Raw genomic sequence first — 19,673 nt, forward strand, 5'->3', positions numbered from 1 at the left:
GTTTTCAAAACATTTCAATGTGATTCAAAGTGGTGGTCTGCGGAGACTGCCAATGGGGCACAATGCAGTCCCCACAAGACCACCTACAAAGTGGTTGACATCACGGGGCAAGTGATATCAATCCGAACTTTGATTCGCATTTGCGAACACTACCTGCATCGGACGGGTGAATATGCGCAATGACCTAACGGAAGACAAGCCCTACATTTCCCCTAGGGCCCCCAGGCAAGCCTAGACCCCGCTGTTCGGGCGGTTCGCAGATCGCAGTAACTTTTCCTGCATCATTCGGCAGACCGCCCCTCTCTGACGCAGATCCCCCCCCTGTGTGCAATTGCTGGCAAACCAAACGCCCGTATCCGTCCCTGCAAGCAAAATCTCATCAGCTGCATGAAGGTCATCCGGCATTAAAGGCGACTCCAGACACGAGATCCCCTGCACATTCGCCCACTGCCGAAGGAGGCCAATCGTCACTCCTTTTAACACTTTTTTTTCCGGTGGGACGACCAATCGACCTTCGCGGACAATCGCGACGTTCGCCACACTCGACTCTGTCACACTGCCGTCCAAATCCAGCAGCATCCCCGTCGCGTCGGGATCGACCTGCTTTGCTTCGAGATCAGCAAGATAGTAGTGCAAGCGATTTCGAACTTTCGCCTGGCGAGGCCACGACTCCATCGGTGGCTGGACCACATTCGTGATGACGATGGGCTGACCATGCATTTGACGATCTGCCACCGCCTCGTGGTCGATCGCGTTGAGGTGCACAGCCCAGGTGGGATCAAACTTGGATGATCCCGCGGTCACCCAAATGGTCATCCCCACATCAACCTGCCGGACCAACTCAGTGTTCAATTTCAAACATTCCTCAATCAACCTCTCGAGCTGACCGGTGGAAGGCCCATTTTCGATCTTCAACAATCGAAGCGTCTCACGCAGTCTCAGCAAATGCTGCTCGGCACAGAAAACCATTCCGCCATAGGTTCGAAGCCGTTCGACTGCGGTCACACCCTGGCGGAAACCCAAATCGCTGATGGGCAATGAGATCTGATCAAACGATCGCCATTCTCTGACGCCCCATGCGGGACAACAAAAGTAGGCGGTGTGCGTAGCAAACGATTCGATGTTCGCTTCTCCGAGCGTATGCGAACGGTCGCTCAAGTTGACGGAACCACATGGTTGGAATCAGACGTCTCCGCCGGGACGACATCGCCGTGTTCAGAGGCTCTCGAACGTCGCCAAAGCGCCGCGATCTCTGAGAACAATGATTCCGCAGAAGTCTGATGATAAATCGAATCAGCAGGCAACCCTTCAGTGAGTCGCCGGTGAGCTTTGCCCAAGTTGTGATACGGCAGCCTTGGAAATAAGTGATGCAAGGCATGAAAACGGGTTCCAATCGGCCCCCATAGTTCACTGGCCCAAGCGTGGTTGGGATAGTTCACAGAGTCCAGCAGCTGTTCCGAAAAGCTCATCTCGCCACCGTCATTCGTCCATCGATGAGCCCCCAGCGTACGAACCTCGTTCAGCACGAGAATCCCGACGCCAACCGCATAAGCAATCAACCAAAACGGATCGAGCCATTGATCTCGCAAAATTCCGCCGCGAATCAGGAACCACACACACCAGGCAAAACACAAAGCTTCTTGTAACAACACGATTCGCATCACCTTGGGAGATGCATCGGGACGTTCATAAAAGGGATCAACGACCATGGTTGAGAGGTGACGATGAACGAGCGGTCGCAAACTCGGCACGATCCAGCACACCGGGCTGATGACCAGGAAACGAAAGATCGCCAGCAGGGGCAGAAACAACGCTTGCCCAATGAAGACTGCGATCAACCACGGCCCACGGTTGCTCAAAGGCAAATATTCACCGTCGTGCTCAGTCCCGTAGTGCTTTCTTCGATGATGGTCGACGTGCGGATAGTAAAGGAACGAAGGCACAAAGAAGAAAATTCCACAAAGAGCGTTCCATGCGATGCGAAAGGCAGTGAACCCTTTCTCGGGTAAATGCACCAGTTCATGGATGAACATCAACGCCCGCATGTAGAGGATGAGTGTCAACACATAGCACACGGCCATCCCAGCCCAAACCTGCGGTGTGAATCCGTAAAACCAGGGCAACAAAAAGATGCCGTGGAGGAACACGTGCCCCGCCAAAATCGAGCCCAAAAAGTCAATCCAGTAGATGGCTTGATTGGGACGCTGCAAATCGGAGATAAGAGCTCGCGCCTCTGAGAACCGAAATCCGTGACAGGAGGCGTTTGGAGTGGTGCCGCTCATTTCACTATGGAAAAAAAGGGGTGTGAACGAGTCTTCGCTTGTGATGTAAGATCAGAGTTAGTCAATGAGATAACAAAATGCAATTCAGATTTGTGATCCCAATCCGCCAATGAGCGGTTGCCGTCGAATGATTCCCCCTCGCCAAGATGGTTGCCGACGGTACCCGAGCGAAGCCAAACACCTTCTTGAAGACGAATAGGACGCCAACGTTTTGACCCAAGTGGCCACCCAATCAACCGGTCTCCACATCGTCGTCGTGGGAGCCGGGGCGGCGGGAATGATGGCTGCTGCCGTGGCCGCTCAATCGGGCGCACGCGTCACGCTGCTCGAAAAAAACACCAAAACGGGCGTGAAAATCCTGATGTCCGGCGGCACTCGCTGCAACATCACTCACGACACCGACTCCAAGGGCATTACCGAAGCGTTCGGTCACGCGAAACGTTTTTTGCAACCGAGCATTGGCAAGTTTGGCCCCTCTGATGTCATCGCGATGTTTCACGAAATGGGCGTGGAAACCAAACGCGAAGAGACGGGCAAAATTTTTCCTGTTAGCAACCGGGCCATCGACGTCCGGGACGCTCTGCATCAATCCATGCTGGATGCCGGAGTCCGTTTGGAACTGCGTTGCGCGGTCCAAAGCATTCTTCCGCCGTCGGACTCATCCCGCCAGTGGCGAATCAGTTTCGAGCAAAACGGTTGTGCCGACGAGATCTTCGCCGACCGAGTCATCGTGACATCCGGCGGAAGAAGTTGGCCAGGGTGCGGAACGACAGGAGACGGGTACGATTGGTTGCGAGCCCTCGGGCACACAATCGTGGCGACGCGTCCCGCACTGGTTCCTTTGGTGGGCGGCACGAATGCAACCCAAGCTCTATCCGGCCTAACGCTGCCTGACGTCAACGTCTCAGTCTTCACTCCTGACCATCGATCAGGCAAGAAGCCTAAGGTTCAACGACGGTCCTCCTGGCTATTCACCCATTTTGGTTTCTCGGGCCCGGCTGCGATGGATGTCAGTGGTGTCATGACTGCTTACGAGCGGATCCAAGATTCGGTTATGCGATTGGATTTGGTTCCTGAACTCAGTGAAGCCGAACTCCGCGAAGTCCTTGGCCGCCGGTCGGGCGAAGCTGGCAAACGGACGGTGGCGAACGTTTTGCAACAATGGGTGCCATCTCGCTTAGCACTCGCGATCTGCGAAGAAAGCCATCCGACCAATGCAAACTGCAAGCTCGCAGAGTTGCCGAACAAAGACGCCAATTTGATGATCGAAAAACTCAAACGTTGGCACCTACCAGTCAATGGAACCCGTGGATTCGCGAAAGCAGAAGTCACTGCCGGCGGTGTCAAACTGAGCGAAGTCGATCCGCGAACGATGCAAAGTCGATTGGCAAAAGGCCTCTTTATCGCCGGCGAAATTTTGGACGTTGACGGCTGGATTGGAGGGTACAACTTCCAAGCCGCCTTCAGCACGGGCCGCGCCGCCGGACTGGCCGCGGTACAAACAGACGATGCTTGAGACACACGACTCGATCATAGAAAATCAAAACTTGCGATTCGCCACCCTCCACTCACGGACGACACCACCGCATGCCTGATTTGATTGCTCAAGGTGCCGGTGACGGATTCCGTTGGCGCAAAGGTCTTCCCGAATTGGTCGCCGGCGTGGACGTATTGTTAGGCCGCCAACCATCCGGTTCGCCGGATCCAATCGCTCTGCAGTCTTCCGGTGGCGAACTGTCCGACACCGACACAGCGGATTCAGAACCAACCGAACGAGAAATCAACCTTCAGCGAGACCGTCGGCGGACACGCACAATTCATTGGCAAGTCGCTTGGGATCAATCCATCTCACGCTGCCATGCGATTCTGACCATCCTGGAAAACGATCGCATTCAGGTTCATCGAGACGCTCGAGCACGCAACCCAATCTTCTTTCGCGGTCGCCCCCGAGACCGATTTGTGGTTGTGCCTGGCGAACACTTCGTGATTGGTGAAACCACCTTCACGCTCGCACGCCGCCCCGGATTCACGGACGACGTCAGCCATGTGATGCGAGGCCAGTCCATTCAGGAGCGTGCCATTGATGCGTCGACGCCACGCGAAGGCCCGATCCCTCCGTCGCAACGTTCTGCCATGATCGGCAGTGCCGAGGGTGTCACGGAGATGGCATTCGACGCATCGGTATTGCGTGAAAGAGACTTTCGTGACACTCGACGTCGCATTCAACTGCTTGCTCGCCTTCCCGACATCGTCGCCGGCAGTGTCGACGATGAAGAACTATTGGTTCGCGTTTCCGACACATTGCTACGCGCGACTCCATCGGCATCCGCGGTGGCCATCGTCCGTGCGAATGTTCCCGATCGTGTCGGTTCCGATATCGATGCCCCAAAGAATGAAACGCCTTCGGACATGAAGGTGTTGCACTACGATTGCCGCGACAATGGATCGCAACAACACGCGGTCAGTGCTCGCTTGGTCACAACAGCACTTCACCGCCGCGAAAGTGTTCTGCATCTGTGGGAAACCGAACGCAATGGTGGCATCGAATTCACCGCGGCTGAGAATGTTGACTGGGCTTTTTGCGTGCCTCTAACAAGCGAAGCGTGCTCAGGGTGGGCCATCTATGTAGCGGGATCACGCGCACTGGGATCCAACTGGAAAGAACTCTCTGACGACTCCGCCACACTGGCAGATCGATTGGGTGACGACGTGAAGTTTGCGGAGGTGGTGGGATCTCTGATCTCAGGTATCCGACAAACGTCTCACTTTCAACAACGTCACTTGGCAATGAGACGCTTCTTCGCACCCGTCGTTCTCGACGCGTTGTCAGGCCAGGACCCACAAAGCTGGCTGCAACCTCGACAATGCGATTTATCAGTGATGTTCTGCGACCTTCGCGGTTTCTCACGAACTTCGGAGATGCAGAGTGACCAATTACTCCTATTACTCGAACAGGTCAGTGCAGCGCTGGGTGTGATGACCCGTCACATCCTCGACACCGGTGGCGTGATCGGAGACTTCCACGGTGACGCTGCCATGGGATTCTGGGGCTGGCCCATTGAGCTGCAATTGTCCGATCCGCATTCAGACCTCTCAGCATCGGCCCACGTCGTTGCCAGTGTTCTAGCGGCCGCCAAAGCGGCGGCAGGAATCCGAAAGGATTATGCGACGGGGCAAACGGAATTTCGATGCGGGATTGGCATCGCATCTGGCCCCGCCGTCGCGGGTCGAATCGGAACGGTCGATCAGGTCAAAGTCACGGCGTTTGGCCCGGTCGTGAATCTGGCGAGTCGATTAGAAGGCCTAACCAAGCACTTCGGAGTCGAGGTCCTCATGGACCACGCCTCGGCGAGTGCATTGCAAGCGTGGCTCAAACACATACCAACCACCGATGAGCCCTCACCGTTTCGGCTTCGCAAATTAGGTCGCGTCCGAGTTGCCGGCATGAAAATCCCGGTCGACGTCTATCAATTGGTCGTCCCAAGCGGTGGCCCCCAAAACCTCACGGATTCGCAGATCAAGGCTTATGAGCAAGGGTGGGAAGAGTTTGCCAGTGGTGATTGGGATTCGGCCTACCAACGACTATTGGAACTACCAGCATGGGACCGTCCCAAGGACGTGTTGCTACGCCTGATCTTGCAACATCATCGAATTGCCCCCCCGGGATGGGATGGTGTTCTCGATTTCCCCAAATAGCCCACCGGCGATGCGAAGGTTCGATACCGTTTGACGATTCGTCTATGGACCTCTCGTCCGTTAGACGGACGAGCTCAAGCGGACAAAGCATTGACCACTTCTCCGGGCGCATAAAAAAACAGCGAACCAAATTGTCATGGTTCGCTGCTGACTCGATCAATGATTTTGATCGGAAGGACAAATGACTCGGTTGAACGAGTCTTAGCCCATCAATTTTTCGAGTGCGGTCAAAGCATTCTTTGCATCTTGGACGCTGCCCATTTCTTCCACGATGCGCTTCACTTGCAACAGTGAGTCCAACGAAACTTCGTTGCTTGCTGTTGCCTTGTTGGTGCTACCAACTGGACGACCGCGTTTGGCCCCTGTGCTGCTCTTCTTCACGCTTGGAGCCGACTTCTTAGCCGACTTGCGAGCGGATTTTTTAGCAGACTTGCCCATGGTGGTGGACTTCACGGTGCTAACGAAAGCAGGCGTGACGACGATTCCCTTCTTGCTCAGTTCAGCCGCAACTTCCATTGGCTTGGCGTCGGGGTTCGCTCCGTAGTAATCACGAATCGCTTGTGACTTGTTCGGTCCACCAGATTTTTTGGCCACGTTTTACTCCATAAGTGTGTTTAGAAAACTTAATTCCGCAACACGTTATAAAAAGTAGAGTTACTGTCAATACTTCAAAGGGAACAACAGTCATAAAATAGATGACATTGTCATAGAAGTTGACCTACATGCGCTCCGCGACATCGATTCCTAACAATGACAACCCTTTCTTGAGGACTCGACCGGTCAACACAACCAAAGCCAAGCGGGTTTGCATTACCGCGGGATCATCATTGCCCAGTACGCGGCAACTCTCATTGAACGAAGAGTATGTTTTTGCGGTTTCAAACAGGTAATCACACAACGCGTTGGGTGCGTAATTCAAACGGACCTGTTCAATCGCTTCTTCAAAACGCATCAACATCAACGCGAGAGATCGCTCGTTGGGGTGGGTAAAAGTCATCGGTTGTGTCGCGGCGGCTTGTTCAATGGCCTGTTCAAATGCGGGAAGGCCTTCACCATCGGACGCACGCCGCAAAATGCTTTGGGTCCGAGCGTATGAGTACTGCACATAGGTCGCAGTGTTGCCTTCCAAAGCGACCATTTTGTCGACATCAAACTTGTAGTCACTCGTTCGATGGTGCGACAAATCCGCGTACTTAATGGCGCCAATGCCAACGATTTCTGCTATTTGCTGCTGTTCCTCTCCGCCCATTGGGGGATCCATCGTCGCCAAACGGTCCGGATTACAAACCACCTCTTTGGCACGACTCACGGCATCATTCAATAAGCTTTCCAGACCAATGAGCGAACCGCTACGAGTCTTCATAGGGCGACCATCAGGCCCCAATACCGTCCCGAAATTGACATGCACCAATTGGACTTCGGCCATGCCCAGAGGCTCAGCCATCGCGAAAAACTTCTTGAAGTGTTCGCCTTGACGCGAATCCACTACATACAAGATCTCGTCAGGTTGGAACTCATCTCGACGATACTGAAGCGTGGCCAAGTCCGTCGTCGCGTACAAAAACGCGCCATCGCGTTTCTGAATGATCATGGGGCTATCAAACCCTTCTAGAAAGACGCATATCGCCCCATCACTTTTGGTCGTCAGTCCAAGCGTGGTGAGGTGATCGACAACACCTGCCAATCGATCGTGATAGAAGCTTTCGCCGAGCGTATGATCAAATTGAACGTTCAAGCGGTCATAGATTCGGTTGATTTCGTCTTGGCAGTGAGGCAAGAACTCTTTCCACAATGCCAAGTTCTCGGGGTCGCCTTCATGCAGCTTGGCCGTTTCTCGAAGAACCGCGACATCCACGTCAGAGTGTTCTGAAGCTAATTTGGACAACTCGGTATCACTATCAACCGCATCGATCTTGGCCTTCAGTGACTTCATATCTGCCTCGATCGAGGCAACTCGGCGAGTCGCAGCTTCGGCGTTTTTCCGGAGCTTCTTTTTATCTTTTGGCTTGAGGTTCTCGTCCGATTCCGATTGGTCAGACACCTCTTTCGCCGTCTTAGCATCGCTTTTCGCCGTGGCGAGCTTGTCCGCCATCGTTGCGAGCGACTGTTTGGCTTTTTGGTATTCGATCAGTTGGTTGGTCAACCGATACAGAGCGGATAATTCTGGGACTGGGTTGGCAGCTACTTTTGCGGGATCGCCAAAGTTTCGATAACCATAAATGATGATTCCAAACTGAGTGCCCCAATCACCCAAATGATTGTCGGTGACAACATCTTCGCCATAGAAACGCAGCGTCCGGGCCAGACAATCACCGATCACGGTGCTGCGAATGTGCCCTACGTGCATGGGCTTCGCCACATTGGGCGAAGAGAAGTCGACGATGACTTTCTTCGGGTCGGTGGTTTTCGAGACACCAACTCGTTCGTCCAACAGCATCTGTTGAATCGAATCAAAAAGGACCGAATCCTTCAGACGCAAATTGATAAATCCGGGTCCGGCGACCTCGGGTTCTTCAAATAGATCGGTGACATTGAGGTTTTGCACCAGTTCGGCCGCAACATCTCGAGATGTCTTGCCCACCCGTTTCGCCAATGGCATGGCGGCGTTGGATTGGTAGTCACCAAACTTTGGGTCAGCCGCGGGTCGGATCATTCCTGCGTAATCGCTGGGTGAGTCCGTCAAAGGCTCGAGGGCTTGAACAAATCGTGCTTGAAGAACATTGGGTAGATGCATCGAAACCTACACACCTGAAGAAAAGGTGGGGAAGAAAAAGAAATGGGACGTCCAAACGCGGTTCAGCGTTGCGTCAAACCAAGATCCGACAGCGGAATGGGGGTGGCATCGGCCCACAAAGATTCCAGGTCGTAGTACTCACGGGTCTCTTCATCGAACAGATGAACAACGACGCTGCCGTAATCAAGCACGATCCAGCTGCTCTCTTGATAGCCTTCGATTCCTTGACGCCGATCGCCCAAACCTTTTTCGAGTGCGTCATCGGTTTGCTCGCTGATCGCATGCAATTGACGACGGCTGGTTCCAGTGGCGATGACGAAGAAATCAAACTCAGCCGATTGCTCGCTGACGTTTAACACCATCACATCTTGACCGTTGTTGTCCAACGCGACCCGAGCGGCCTCAGTCGCCAATTTGCGAGCATCTTCCAATCCATGCGGACGAATTGCCCGACTGGGATAAGCCATAGGATCAGCAGATGGGGTGTCGTTGGAGGAAGAAGGCGGTTGATCAGACAAGTTCAAACAACTTTCAAGCGAATGGGGAAAGAATGGAGGGTGGAGCAATCCCACGTCTCGGAGTTGCCCCGTAGTGTAACGCGTTTGTTTTTTGGGGGCACCCGTCAAACACCATACAGATGCGTGTTTCTGTCGTGTTTTCCCGCCTCGGATCCAATCGCTGGTCTCGGTCGATCCGCCCCCGCTGGCGACAACTTGGCCGATCGAAAACAATGCCCTGTCCCATCCGCCTCCTTTCAATCCATATGCCCCCAAATGGGGCGTTTCATCATGGCTGATTTTATCGAACCAGGCAAAAAGGCTCCCGCCTTCACGCTCAAAGACCAGGACGGCCAGACCGTCAAATTGAAAGATTTGGCTGGTGCCCCGGTCGTTTTGTTTTTCTATCCCAAAGACAACACACCTGGATGCACCAAAGAGGCCTGTGCGTTTCGCGATCGATACGCTGAACTGCAATCCGCGGGAGCACAATTGTTCGGCATCAGCACCGATTCAGCCGAAAGTCACATCCAATTTCGTGACAAGTTTGAATTGCCGTTCCCTCTGCTCGTCGATGAAAATCATGCCATGAGTGAGAAATATGGGGCATACCGGGAGAAGAACCTGTACGGCAAAAAGTCGATGGGCATCCAACGTTCGACCTATTTGATCGACGCCGCAGGCAAAGTGGTCAAGGTTTGGAAACGTGTTCGAGTCGACGGCCACGACCAACAGGTTCTCGATGCACTCGCTTTACTCGCAGAGCAAAATTGATCCCATGAGTGAGCAAAAATATTGCATCGGAATCGACCTCGGAACGACCAACAGCGTCGTTGCGTACGCTCCTCAATCCAACGCGGAAGTCAAAACGGCTGACCAAGCCCCTGAGATTCAGTTGCTACCGATCCCGCAGGTCGTCGCATCCGGCCAAATCGAGTCGCGGACTTCATTGCCGTCGTTCCTATACTTGCCTCGCGATCAGGAAGTTGACGCGTTGGAAGTGACCAGCGAACACGCGCGGTTCCCGTCCTCGACCGAAGGGGTCGCAGGCGTGTACGCAAGGCAGCAGGCCGCCGACAACCCACAACGTGTCATCGTCGCCGCGAAAAGTTGGTTGTGTCAGCGTAAGGTGGATCCGGATTCCCCGGTGCTTCCTTGGCAATCGCCTGATGAAATCCCGCGAGTTTCCGCAGTCGAATGCACCGGCATCTTTTTGCGTCATTTGGTGGCGGCGTGGCATGCCCAATTCCCCAACGCTCCGATCGATCAGCAACAAGTCGTACTGACCGTTCCGGCTTCGTTTGATCCAGCAGCCCGCGAACTGACTCGGCGTGCTGCCATTCGAGCTGGATTGAACGAGAACTTTGTTCTTCTGGAAGAGCCTCAAGCAGCGGTCTATCGCTACCTCGCATCGACCGATGGCAAGTGGCGCAAATCGTTATCCGACGGAGACACCATGTTGGTGGTCGATGTCGGCGGCGGCACCACTGACCTGACATTGGTCGGTGTCGAAGAAGAAGCTGGCGAACTGATGTTGAAACGCGTTGCGGTCGGCAATCACTTGTTGGTCGGCGGTGACAACATGGACCTCGCATTGGCCTATCAAGCCGCCGAGCAATTTCGCCAGTCCGGTCACGACCTGGATCCTTGGCAAAGCACCTCACTTTGGCACGCCTGCCGTGACGCAAAAGAACGATTGCTCAGTCACGATGGTCCCGACTCGCAGTCCATTTCGGTACTTGGTCGAGGAAGTTCGCTGATCGGCGGAACCATCACCACGGAAATCCAGCGCAGCGATGCGGCAACACTTTTACTGGATGGTTTCTTCCCACAATGTGCACCACAGGATCGGCCTCAAGCCAACGTGGTCAGCGGTTTCCAAGACGTCGGCTTGCCTTACGAATCGGATCCTGCCATCACGAAACACATTGCGGCCTTCCTAACCGATCAATCCGCACTGAACAGCGACAATGAAGGCATCGGCCCGGTGACCCACTTGCTGCTCAATGGCGGTGTTTTCCGAAGTCCGGTGATGCGAGAACGGTTGGAATCAACGCTTTCTTCTTGGACCGATTCCAGCGTCAATACTTTGTCGTCGGAAGACGATTTGGATCACGCCGTCGCGATTGGTGCCGCCTACTACGGTTGGACCAAAACTCATGGCGGAATCCGTATTCGTGGCGGCACGGCCAAAGCCTTCTACATCGGAATCGAAACCGCGGGCATGGCAATCCCCGGCGCTCCTCGTCCCTTGCGCGCCGTCTGCGTCGCCGCTCAGGGAATGGAAGAAGGCACCCAGGCCGAAGTTCCTGGACAGGAAGTCGGCGTCGTTGTCGGTACGCCAGCCCGTTTTCGATTCTTCTCGTCAACAACTCGTGCAGGCGACCAACCAGGCGACCGGTTGGATCGCTGGAGCCCCACGGAGCTTCAAGAAAGTGAACCGATTGAATTGACGTTGGACCAAAATCGGGGCGAAGACTCCGCATCCGGCGCGGCCGACAACGAACCAGCCCAGAGCTTCGTTCCGGTGCAGTTTGAATCACGTGTAACCGAGCTTGGAATGTTTGAGCTTTGGTGTCATGACAAACGGGGTGATCGCCACTGGAAACTTGAATTCAACGCTCGCCAAGAAGACGAGTCGTAATCTCGACATGAATTCTCGCAATCCATCGGATGAACACGACGATCCACTTCCACCGCGTTATTGCATCGGAATCGACTTAGGCACAACCAACTGTGTGCTGGCCTATGTCGATACGGAAGCCTCCGCCACGGATACCGGTGCGTCCCCAGCCAACGCAAACGCTGAATTCACCGTCCACACTTTTTTGGTGCCCCAATGGGTCGACCTGGGTGTGGCGGAATCTCGCTCAACGCTGCCGTCGTTCCACTACACACTTCATCCTTCTGAGAAGCTCCCGCGCAGTGACGCTCACGATTGGCTAAACCCAACGGATGATGCCCTGGCTTCCTGCGTGGGCGAGTACGCCCGGATCGCTGGGCTGCTGCATCCTGGCAGACAAATCGCGTCGGCAAAAAGCTGGCTGTCTCATGAAGGAGTGGACCGGACCGCGGACTTGTTGCCTTGGCATGGCGACCATGATGTTCCACGACGATCGCCGGCGGACGCCTCGTCAAGCTATTTAAAACATTTGGCCGACGCATGGGATGCCGAACACCCCGATCATCCGATGTCACAACAAGACATCGTGATCACGTTGCCCGCATCGTTTGACGAGGTCGCTCGCGAGTTGACAATTCGGGCGGCCAAGATGGCGGGACTGCCTCGCATCCAATTGATCGAAGAACCACAGGCAGCATTCTACGCTTGGCTGGATCGCCACCGAAACGAGTGGCAAGACTTGGTTCAAGTCGGCCAACTGATTCTGGTATGTGACATCGGCGGCGGAACGACCGACCTGACACTCATTCGCGTGCGTCCGGCTGACTCGAACGACCAATCGAACGTCGTTCAGTTCCATCGCGTTGCCGTTGGAAAACACTTGATTCTCGGTGGAGACAATCTTGATTTGGCGGTCGCCAAAGCGGCGGAAGCCAAGCTTGGCCGGACGTTATCGCCGCGGCAATGGCAACAACTATTGGCAGCGGCAAGACAAACCAAAGAGACATTTCTCTCAGTACCACGTCCTGAACGCACCACGATTCACTTGCCCGGTGAAGGATCGTCGCTGATCGGTGGCGGGCTCAGTGTCGAAATGACCGCCGAAGAAGTCGACTCATTGTTGCTCGACGGATTCTTTCCCGATGTGGAGATGGAATGCGAAGTCGATTCGCAACAAAGCGGTTTTCAAGAAGTCGGTCTGCCATACGCTGCTGACCCCGCCGTCACCAAACACCTGGCCGAATTCCTTCGCGAACATCGCCGCACCGGCTTGGACGACGCAACGGCCGATGGCACCGCGGCCGATCCGTCAAAACTCAAAGAAAGCGACCAGGTCAACTTGGTACTTTTCAATGGAGGCGTGCTGACGGCACCCGCGATTCGCGAGCGAGTCATCGGCTCACTGACAAAGTGGTTTTCGGAACCCGCCGTCCTGGAATCCGCACGGTTGGATTTGGCGGTCGCTCAAGGTGCCGCTCACTACGCGATGGTCCGGCGGGGCCATGGGGTTCGCATCGCCGCGAACTTGGCTCGGACCTACTTCATGCAGATCGAACAAAACCCGCCGCGAGCGGTTTGTGTGATTCCCGCTGATGCGCAAGCCGGCCAATCCTTCCGTATCGATCAAGTTCCAATGGATTTGCGAGTTGGTGTGCCGGTTAGTTTTCCACTTTGGGTCAGTAGCACTCGTCTGGCTGACCGACCCGGCGAGGTGGTCGACATTGACCCAAATACGATGACGCCGTTGCCGCCCATTCAAACGGCGCTCAAAGATCGTAAACGGCGTGACCAATCCACGATGCAAATCGTGATCGAATCGGAGCTTTCGGAAATCGGCACGGTCGGGCTGTTTTGCGTCTCTGACGCCAAACGTTGGCGTTTGGAATTTGATATCCGTGGAACCCTCGAAACCGACCGCGAATCTCATGACTATGCCGGTGAGTCCGCTGGAATTGTTGATGAAGAAACCCTCGACGAATGTCGCCAATTGATCTCGCGGGTCTTCGTTGAAGGCACGCTCAAACCTTCGCTGCTAATCAAGCGGCTTCAAACCACCATCGGCACTTCCCGCGATCAATGGCCACCGGCATTGCTTCGTCAGTTATGGGAATCGTTGATGGATGTCCAAGAAAATCGTCGCCGGTCGCCCGCTCATGAATCCCGTTGGTTGAACTTAGCTGGCTTCGCCCTGCGTCCCGGTTACGGTGTCGCGGTGGATGATTGGCGAACCTCGCAAACTTGGCGGATGATCTACGGAAAGATTTCGCATCCCGATCACCAGGTCCGCGCTGAGTCTTACGTGATGTGGCGACGCATCGCGGGTGGAATGACGGCGGGTCAACAAAGTCAGTTGGCGACCTCGCTGGGCAGATGGCTACTCGCGGGAACATCAAACCAGGACATGGCCGAAGCCAACGAGGCGTGGCGGACGATCGGTTCGCTGGAGCGACTGCCCATCGACCAAAAACGATCTTTCGCGACCGCCGTCATGGAATCGCTCGACCGCAAAAAGGCTTCCCCGCTGTACCCGAGTCTGTTTTGGACGCTCGGCCGCCTCGCGTCTCGCGTCCTTGCGTATGGGCCATTGAATTTAATCCTTCCGGCGACGGACGTTTCACATTGGCTACAAAAGCTTTCGCATTCGCCGTCGCTAAACACCTCAGACGAAGCAACCAAGCGATTGGCCGCCTTCACGATCACTCAAATGACTCGTCGTTGCGATGACCGATTTCGTGACGTTGACCAACCCACGCGAGATCGAGCTTTGAGCTTGCTGGATCGACTTGGCGCACCCGACCACTGGATTGAATTGGTCAAGAACGGTGGCCAACTCGACCACGAAGAACAACAAGCTGTTTTCGGTGACACGCTGCCGCTGGGGATCGAACTGCGAGGCTGAGTTCGGTAGGCACCGAAGTGCCGCATCAAATTCGCTCGCATTTGATAGACTGCATCCGCTCTCGACCTCGTGTCAGTTTGTTCTCCAAGGATGCTAATCGGTGACTTCGTCTCAATCCCCAACCAGCAAACAGTCTCCTTCCGGTAAACAGCCCGCGATCAACACCTGGCTGGTCGCTGTTGTCGCGATTGGGTTGCTCGCAGCAGCCGGCTATTGGTTCAGTCGCGGCCCAGCGGATCCTCCAGACGACGTTCCCGGTGTTGGTGGCGAAAACCAATCCGAGCAGCTCGCGTCGCAAAACCTCGACCTGAACCGGGTCGCGCTAGCGTCGATGGAAAATCTCGATACCGACGATGCGGAAACGGCTTGGTCTGCACTGTCAAAGTCCCGACCAGAAGATCGTTCGATCGCGCTGAACCGCGCACTGAACCGAGCATTGACGATCGACGAGTTGTCTGCCGTCGCCACCGATGCTTCCGCCAAACCAGAAGAAAAGCAAGCCGCTCGACAACGACTCGCATCGCTGCTTTCAGAAGCTCGCGGTTTGATTCAGAAGTATGTTGAGCTTGGTGGCGATCCCAACCTGGCGACTTGGATGAACGCACGAGTCGACCTGAATGAAGCCAACTTGCTGCCGCGATCGGTGATGCAATCGATCCGCAAAGAAGTCTTTGGCCGGCTGATTGAATCCATTCAAAAAAACGCTGATGCGAAAGGCGACAAAAGCAATGCCATTCTGTTGGCGGGCACTTTGACTCAGGTGGTGGATGTGCTGGAGGATCCCATTCGCGGGATTCCACCAACCATTCTCGAACCGGCCGCGACCGCTCTGACTCAGCTGTCCAACCAACAACCCAACAACCTGTATTTGGCCGTCCGAGCGGCACGACTTGGAATCGCGAACGAATCCAAAGCGGCCGTCGATGCGATTCGGCGAACCCAAACCCTTGCGGCATCGATCGAGCCCACCCTTCGCCAACAAACCGCCCCGATCGGAAAAACTCCGGCTGAATTGGTCGATGGAATTGTTTCCTCGGTCGAAGCCGGCGAGTTCGACGAGGCTGACAACCAAATGATGCTTTGGTTCAATCTTTTGAACTCCACGGAACTGATCAAGACCGACCGACGCCGCGCGTCACCTCACCCGTTGGATTTGATTCAGTTTGAATCGCTGCGTCGACTTTCAGCGGAAGTTTCGAAACAATCGCGAATTGCGTCGGCCTCGGATCCTTTGTCGTTCGACATTCAATCGTTGACGATTGCTAGTGACAACGATGAAGGGATATCAGCCAACGATCTGATTGCCATTGATGCCAACCTCGACTTCAAAATGGATGTGGTGTCGCTACATCCCGGTAACGACTCTGCAACTTTGTTTCTATGGATGCAAGGTGACAAAGGCTGGCAGAAGCACGGCACCTTGAAAGTGGACGGCCAGTGGACTGGCATGATGGTCGCGGATTTATTCATGGTCGACTCCAGTTCACCAGGCCGGCTTCGTCAGGACGCGACGTCACGCAGTCACAACACACTTCGCAGCATCATCCTGTTTGGTGATTCAGGTGCTCAATTGGTCGTCGTCGATGGACGAGACTTTGGCCAGACCGACGCGACCGATGAAGACTCGTTGAAGACCGAAGCCGCCGACGGCCTGGATTTGCTTTCACAAGTTCACGCGATGATCAGTGGCGATTTTGAAGGAGACGGGGACTTGGATTTGATGGCGGCCACCGATCGAGGATGGGAACTCCTGGTCAATCGCGGCAACCGAACGTTTTTTCCGCTTCCAACAAATGAGAATCAAGCCACGTCGTGGGACGAGTCTGATCCACCCGTTGCTTTCGCAATCGCAGACTTAGATCGCGACTTGGACCTGGACGTCGTGACCGTTCACCCTCAATCGGGCCGCGTCGGATGGATCGAAAACTTGCTGCACCTGCAGTTTCGTTTTTCCTATCGCGACGACATCCCCGTCCTACCGGGCGTGGATTCACTAGCGATCGAAGACGTCGATGGAAACGTGTCCTGGGACATCATTTTGGGCTCGCCCAATCAAGGACAATTGGTTCTGTCTCACACCGGCGACATTGGCATGTGGCGAGTCGATGCGGTCACGCCATTCTCGTGGCCAACGACCCGAACGGATCAGCAACCGTCGCGAACCCACCGAGGTTCACTCATCGTTGCTGACCTCGACAATGACAGTTTCTATGAATGCCTTCGTGGTGGAATCGCTTCATCCGTTTTGGAACTATCGCCTGCCTCACCGGCGGATGAAAAACCACAGAAGTTTGGGCCTCAACAGGATTTGCAGTGGAAAGCTTCCGACCAAACATCCGAGATCTTCGTTTACGCGGCGACTGATTTCGATGCCGACCTACGCGTCGACTTGGTCGGGTGGTCGGCTTCCGGTGACGCAAGCTCACCGACCATCTCCGTTGCTTCCAACACAACGGATCTGAGCGGCAAGGCGATCTCAGTTCGCTTCAAAGGCATCGACGACAACAACGCAAACAGCGGCCGAGTCAATCACTATGCCGTCGGATCGGTATTGGAACTGCGTTTCGGACCACACTACCGCTCTCGTATCGTCACCGATCCGACCACCCACTTCGGACTGGATGGATTGATCGGCCCCGGCAACTTACGAGTCATCTTCCCAAACGGCTTGACCCAATCGGTTCCCAAGATTGAACCGGGAGTCATGATCGAAGAAGAACAAACACTCAAAGGATCCTGCCCGTACCTGTATGCGTTCAACGGGGAACGGTTTGAGTTCGTCACGGACTGTTTGTGGGCGGCGCCACTGGGATTGCAAACCTCTCCCGGAGTTGTGGTTCCTGATCGACCGTGGGAACACTTGTTGGTCGACGGGAAGTTTTTGGCTCCCAACGACGGCGCCTACGAACTTCGAATCACCGAGGAACTTTGGGAAGTCGCATACTTCGATCAACTGGACTTGGCGGCGATTGATCACCCCAAAGATGTGGTCGTCTTCACCAACGAAAAAGTCGGCCCGCCTTCGGTAGCAGAACCAATTATTCACGCATTTGATCGATCCGAACTTCAATCAGTTTCCAAATCAACCGACACCGCGGGAGCAGACGTGACATCGCTCCTTCGCGAAACGGACGGCGAGCATGTCCAGGGGTTTGCACATCGATATCGACAGGGACTCTGTCCTCCACACTGGATCGACTTGGACCTCAGCGACCGTGTTTCTGAAACCACATCCGAGGACGCCAACATTCACTTGGTCCTCAACGGATGGATTTTGCCGACGGACACGTCGCTAAACATTCAAATCGATCAGAACCCCGAACTGTCATCGCCTGAACCACCATCGCTTTGGGTTCCCGATGAATCATCAGAATCCGGCTGGAAAATGGCCTCACCGTTCATTGGATTCCCCGGTGGCAAGAACAAAACGATCGTTGTCGACATTACCGACTGGGTAAATCGCAAAGACGCTCGAGTGAGGATCCGAACGACCAACCAAATTTATTGGGATTCCGCAGCGGTATCCGTTCGAACGAACGAGGAAATTGAGCGTCTTCGCTCACTCGTCGTAGTCCAACCGCTGACTTTGCAATCTGCCGAAGTGGCTTGGCACGGCTTCTCCGGACGAAGTCATCCTGGACCGAAACAGGCCGAAACTTACGACTACCAAAGCGTTCAGGATTCACCTCGATGGCCACCTCTCGATGGGCCACTCACCAATTACGGTCCGGCCGAGGATCTGATTTCGGACTGGGACGACTCAATGGTGGTCATCAGTGGTGGCGATGAAATCCGATTGCGTTTTGAGGTTCCGAAAAAAGAGCTCTCGGATTCCGAGCAACGCGACTTCGTAATGCACGGAGTGGGATGGGACAAAGACGCCGACCTCAACACACTGGCTGGCCAATCAACTTTGCCGCTCCCATTCCAATCGATGAGCAAGTACCCACCAACCGCATCCCAAAAAGAAGAAGCAACCAAGTCTCGCGAAACCAACGCGGTTCACCTCTCACGCGAGCAACCCTTTCGCAAATTTTGGTCGCGAGGTGCGTCGCCCCGGAACGATTCAAGCGAAAGGCCTGTTCAATGAGCGTGCTGCAACTTCGCCTTTTTCGTCATCCGTAGGTTCAGGAACTCTACGATCAAAGAGAACGCCATCGCAAAGTAAACATAGCCTTTGTTGACTGGCGTTCCGACGGCTTCGCTGAGCAATACCACTGAAATCAAAATCAGGAACGACAAAGCCAACATTTTGACAGTTGGGTGCTCCTGCACGAAGTCGCTAATTTGGTTGGCGAACGTGATCATCACACCGACGCTAATCACCACCGCGGCGATCATGATTGGCAGGTGAGACGCCATGCCGACCGCTGTGATCACGCTGTCGAGCGAGAAAATGACATCCATCACAGCGATCTGAAACAAAACGGATCCGACCGTCACCGGTTTTCGCGATTTCACCGCTGCATCGGCTTCGGGCAAATCCATGTCCATCTGTGGATCATCATCGTGCTCGCCTTCGATTTTATGATGGATTTCTCGAACCGCGGTGAACATCAAGAACAGGCCACCGAACAACAGAATCAAATCCCGCCCGCTGATTTCATTGACTTCGGCGTCGGCAGCCAGATGTTCTCTCAACGATTCGATTGGTGCCAGCGACGACAGTTCAATGATTGGCGACTGCAGGCTCATCAACCATCCGATCATCATCAGCAATAGGATTCGCATCCCCATCGCGACGAACAATCCGAATCGCCGAGCAAAGGAGCGTTTCTCAGCAGGCAATTTCCCGGTCAGAATCGCAATGAAAACAATGTTGTCGATGCCGAGAACGATCTCCATCAAAGTCAACGCGAACAAAGCGATGAGTGACGGAACCGACCACAGCGGTACATCCGCAGCAACTTCAACCGACGACGCAATCAAATCCATCATGGGA

General features: G+C 54.6%; 12 protein-coding genes. 6 read left to right on the forward strand and 6 right to left on the reverse strand.

Annotation, left to right across the window (positions count from 1 at the left end; translation table 11 throughout):
* Nucleotides 1-231: 231 nt before the first annotated feature.
* Together RB_RS11625 and RB_RS11630 are read right to left on the reverse strand one after the other, a co-directional pair.
* The gene (locus tag RB_RS11625; protein ID WP_164921898.1) at nucleotides 232-1,158 is read right to left on the reverse strand and encodes an aminotransferase class IV; all 927 of its coding nucleotides are present in this window, start codon (nucleotides 1,156-1,158) and stop codon (nucleotides 232-234) included.
* On the reverse strand, nucleotides 1,155-2,282 hold the full coding sequence (locus RB_RS11630; RefSeq protein WP_007324798.1) for a fatty acid desaturase family protein: 1,128 nt from the start codon (nucleotides 2,280-2,282) through the stop codon (nucleotides 1,155-1,157). Before RB_RS11630 ends, RB_RS11625 begins: the two co-directional genes overlap by 4 nt.
* Nucleotides 2,283-2,502: 220 nt before the next feature.
* Here RB_RS11630 and RB_RS11635 point away from each other — a divergent pair, with 220 nt between their 5' ends.
* On the forward strand, nucleotides 2,503-3,798 hold the full coding sequence (locus RB_RS11635; RefSeq protein ID WP_011120592.1) for a BaiN/RdsA family NAD(P)/FAD-dependent oxidoreductase: 1,296 nt from the start codon (nucleotides 2,503-2,505) through the stop codon (nucleotides 3,796-3,798).
* Nucleotides 3,799-3,869: 71 nt separating this feature from the next.
* Complete coding sequence (locus tag RB_RS11640) at nucleotides 3,870-5,978, forward strand: adenylate/guanylate cyclase domain-containing protein (RefSeq protein WP_011120593.1); 2,109 nt, start codon at nucleotides 3,870-3,872, stop codon at nucleotides 5,976-5,978.
* 201 nt (nucleotides 5,979-6,179) lie between these two features.
* On the opposite strand, the gene RB_RS11645 is transcribed toward RB_RS11640, so the two are convergent.
* The 3 genes from RB_RS11645 to rsfS all read right to left on the reverse strand — a co-directional run bounded on the left by RB_RS11645 (nucleotide 6,180) and on the right by rsfS (nucleotide 9,236).
* A complete protein-coding gene (locus RB_RS11645; protein ID WP_007324801.1) occupies nucleotides 6,180-6,572 on the reverse strand; it encodes a hypothetical protein in 393 nt (130 codons plus the stop codon).
* 124 nt (nucleotides 6,573-6,696) lie between these two features.
* The gene (gene argS, locus RB_RS11650) at nucleotides 6,697-8,712 is read right to left on the reverse strand and encodes an arginine--tRNA ligase (RefSeq protein ID WP_011120594.1); all 2,016 of its coding nucleotides are present in this window, start codon (nucleotides 8,710-8,712) and stop codon (nucleotides 6,697-6,699) included.
* Between the two features lie 62 nt (nucleotides 8,713-8,774).
* Entirely contained in the window at nucleotides 8,775-9,236 is a 462-nt protein-coding gene (gene rsfS / locus RB_RS11655; protein WP_231846419.1) for a ribosome silencing factor, read from the reverse strand.
* Nucleotides 9,237-9,485: 249 nt separating this feature from the next.
* On the opposite strand from rsfS, the gene bcp reads away from it, so the two are divergent.
* The 4 genes from bcp (at nucleotide 9,486) to RB_RS11675 (ending at nucleotide 18,821) form a co-directional block, all read left to right on the forward strand.
* Nucleotides 9,486-9,983 carry a thioredoxin-dependent thiol peroxidase gene (gene bcp, locus RB_RS11660; protein WP_007337529.1) on the forward strand — a complete coding sequence of 166 codons (498 nt, stop codon included), beginning with the start codon at nucleotides 9,486-9,488 and terminating at the stop codon, nucleotides 9,981-9,983.
* 4 nt (nucleotides 9,984-9,987) lie between these two features.
* On the forward strand, nucleotides 9,988-11,853 hold the full coding sequence (locus tag RB_RS11665; RefSeq protein WP_164921899.1) for an Hsp70 family protein: 1,866 nt from the start codon (nucleotides 9,988-9,990) through the stop codon (nucleotides 11,851-11,853).
* A 7-nt stretch (nucleotides 11,854-11,860) separates the two neighbouring features.
* Nucleotides 11,861-14,731 carry an Hsp70 family protein gene (locus RB_RS11670; protein WP_164922826.1) on the forward strand — a complete coding sequence of 957 codons (2,871 nt, stop codon included), beginning with the start codon at nucleotides 11,861-11,863 and terminating at the stop codon, nucleotides 14,729-14,731.
* Nucleotides 14,732-14,831: 100 nt separating this feature from the next.
* Entirely contained in the window at nucleotides 14,832-18,821 is a 3,990-nt protein-coding gene (locus RB_RS11675; RefSeq protein WP_011120599.1) for an FG-GAP-like repeat-containing protein, read from the forward strand.
* Here the strand turns inward: RB_RS11675 and RB_RS11680 are convergent.
* Nucleotides 18,815-19,669 (reverse strand): TerC family protein, encoded by an 855-nt coding sequence (locus tag RB_RS11680; RefSeq protein ID WP_164921900.1) that lies wholly within the window; start codon nucleotides 19,667-19,669, stop codon nucleotides 18,815-18,817. The genes RB_RS11675 and RB_RS11680 overlap by 7 nt on opposite strands.
* Between the last annotated feature and the right edge of the window lie 4 nt (nucleotides 19,670-19,673).

Source organism: Rhodopirellula baltica SH 1 (assembly GCF_000196115.1).
Lineage (GTDB): Bacteria > Planctomycetota > Planctomycetia > Pirellulales > Pirellulaceae > Rhodopirellula > Rhodopirellula baltica.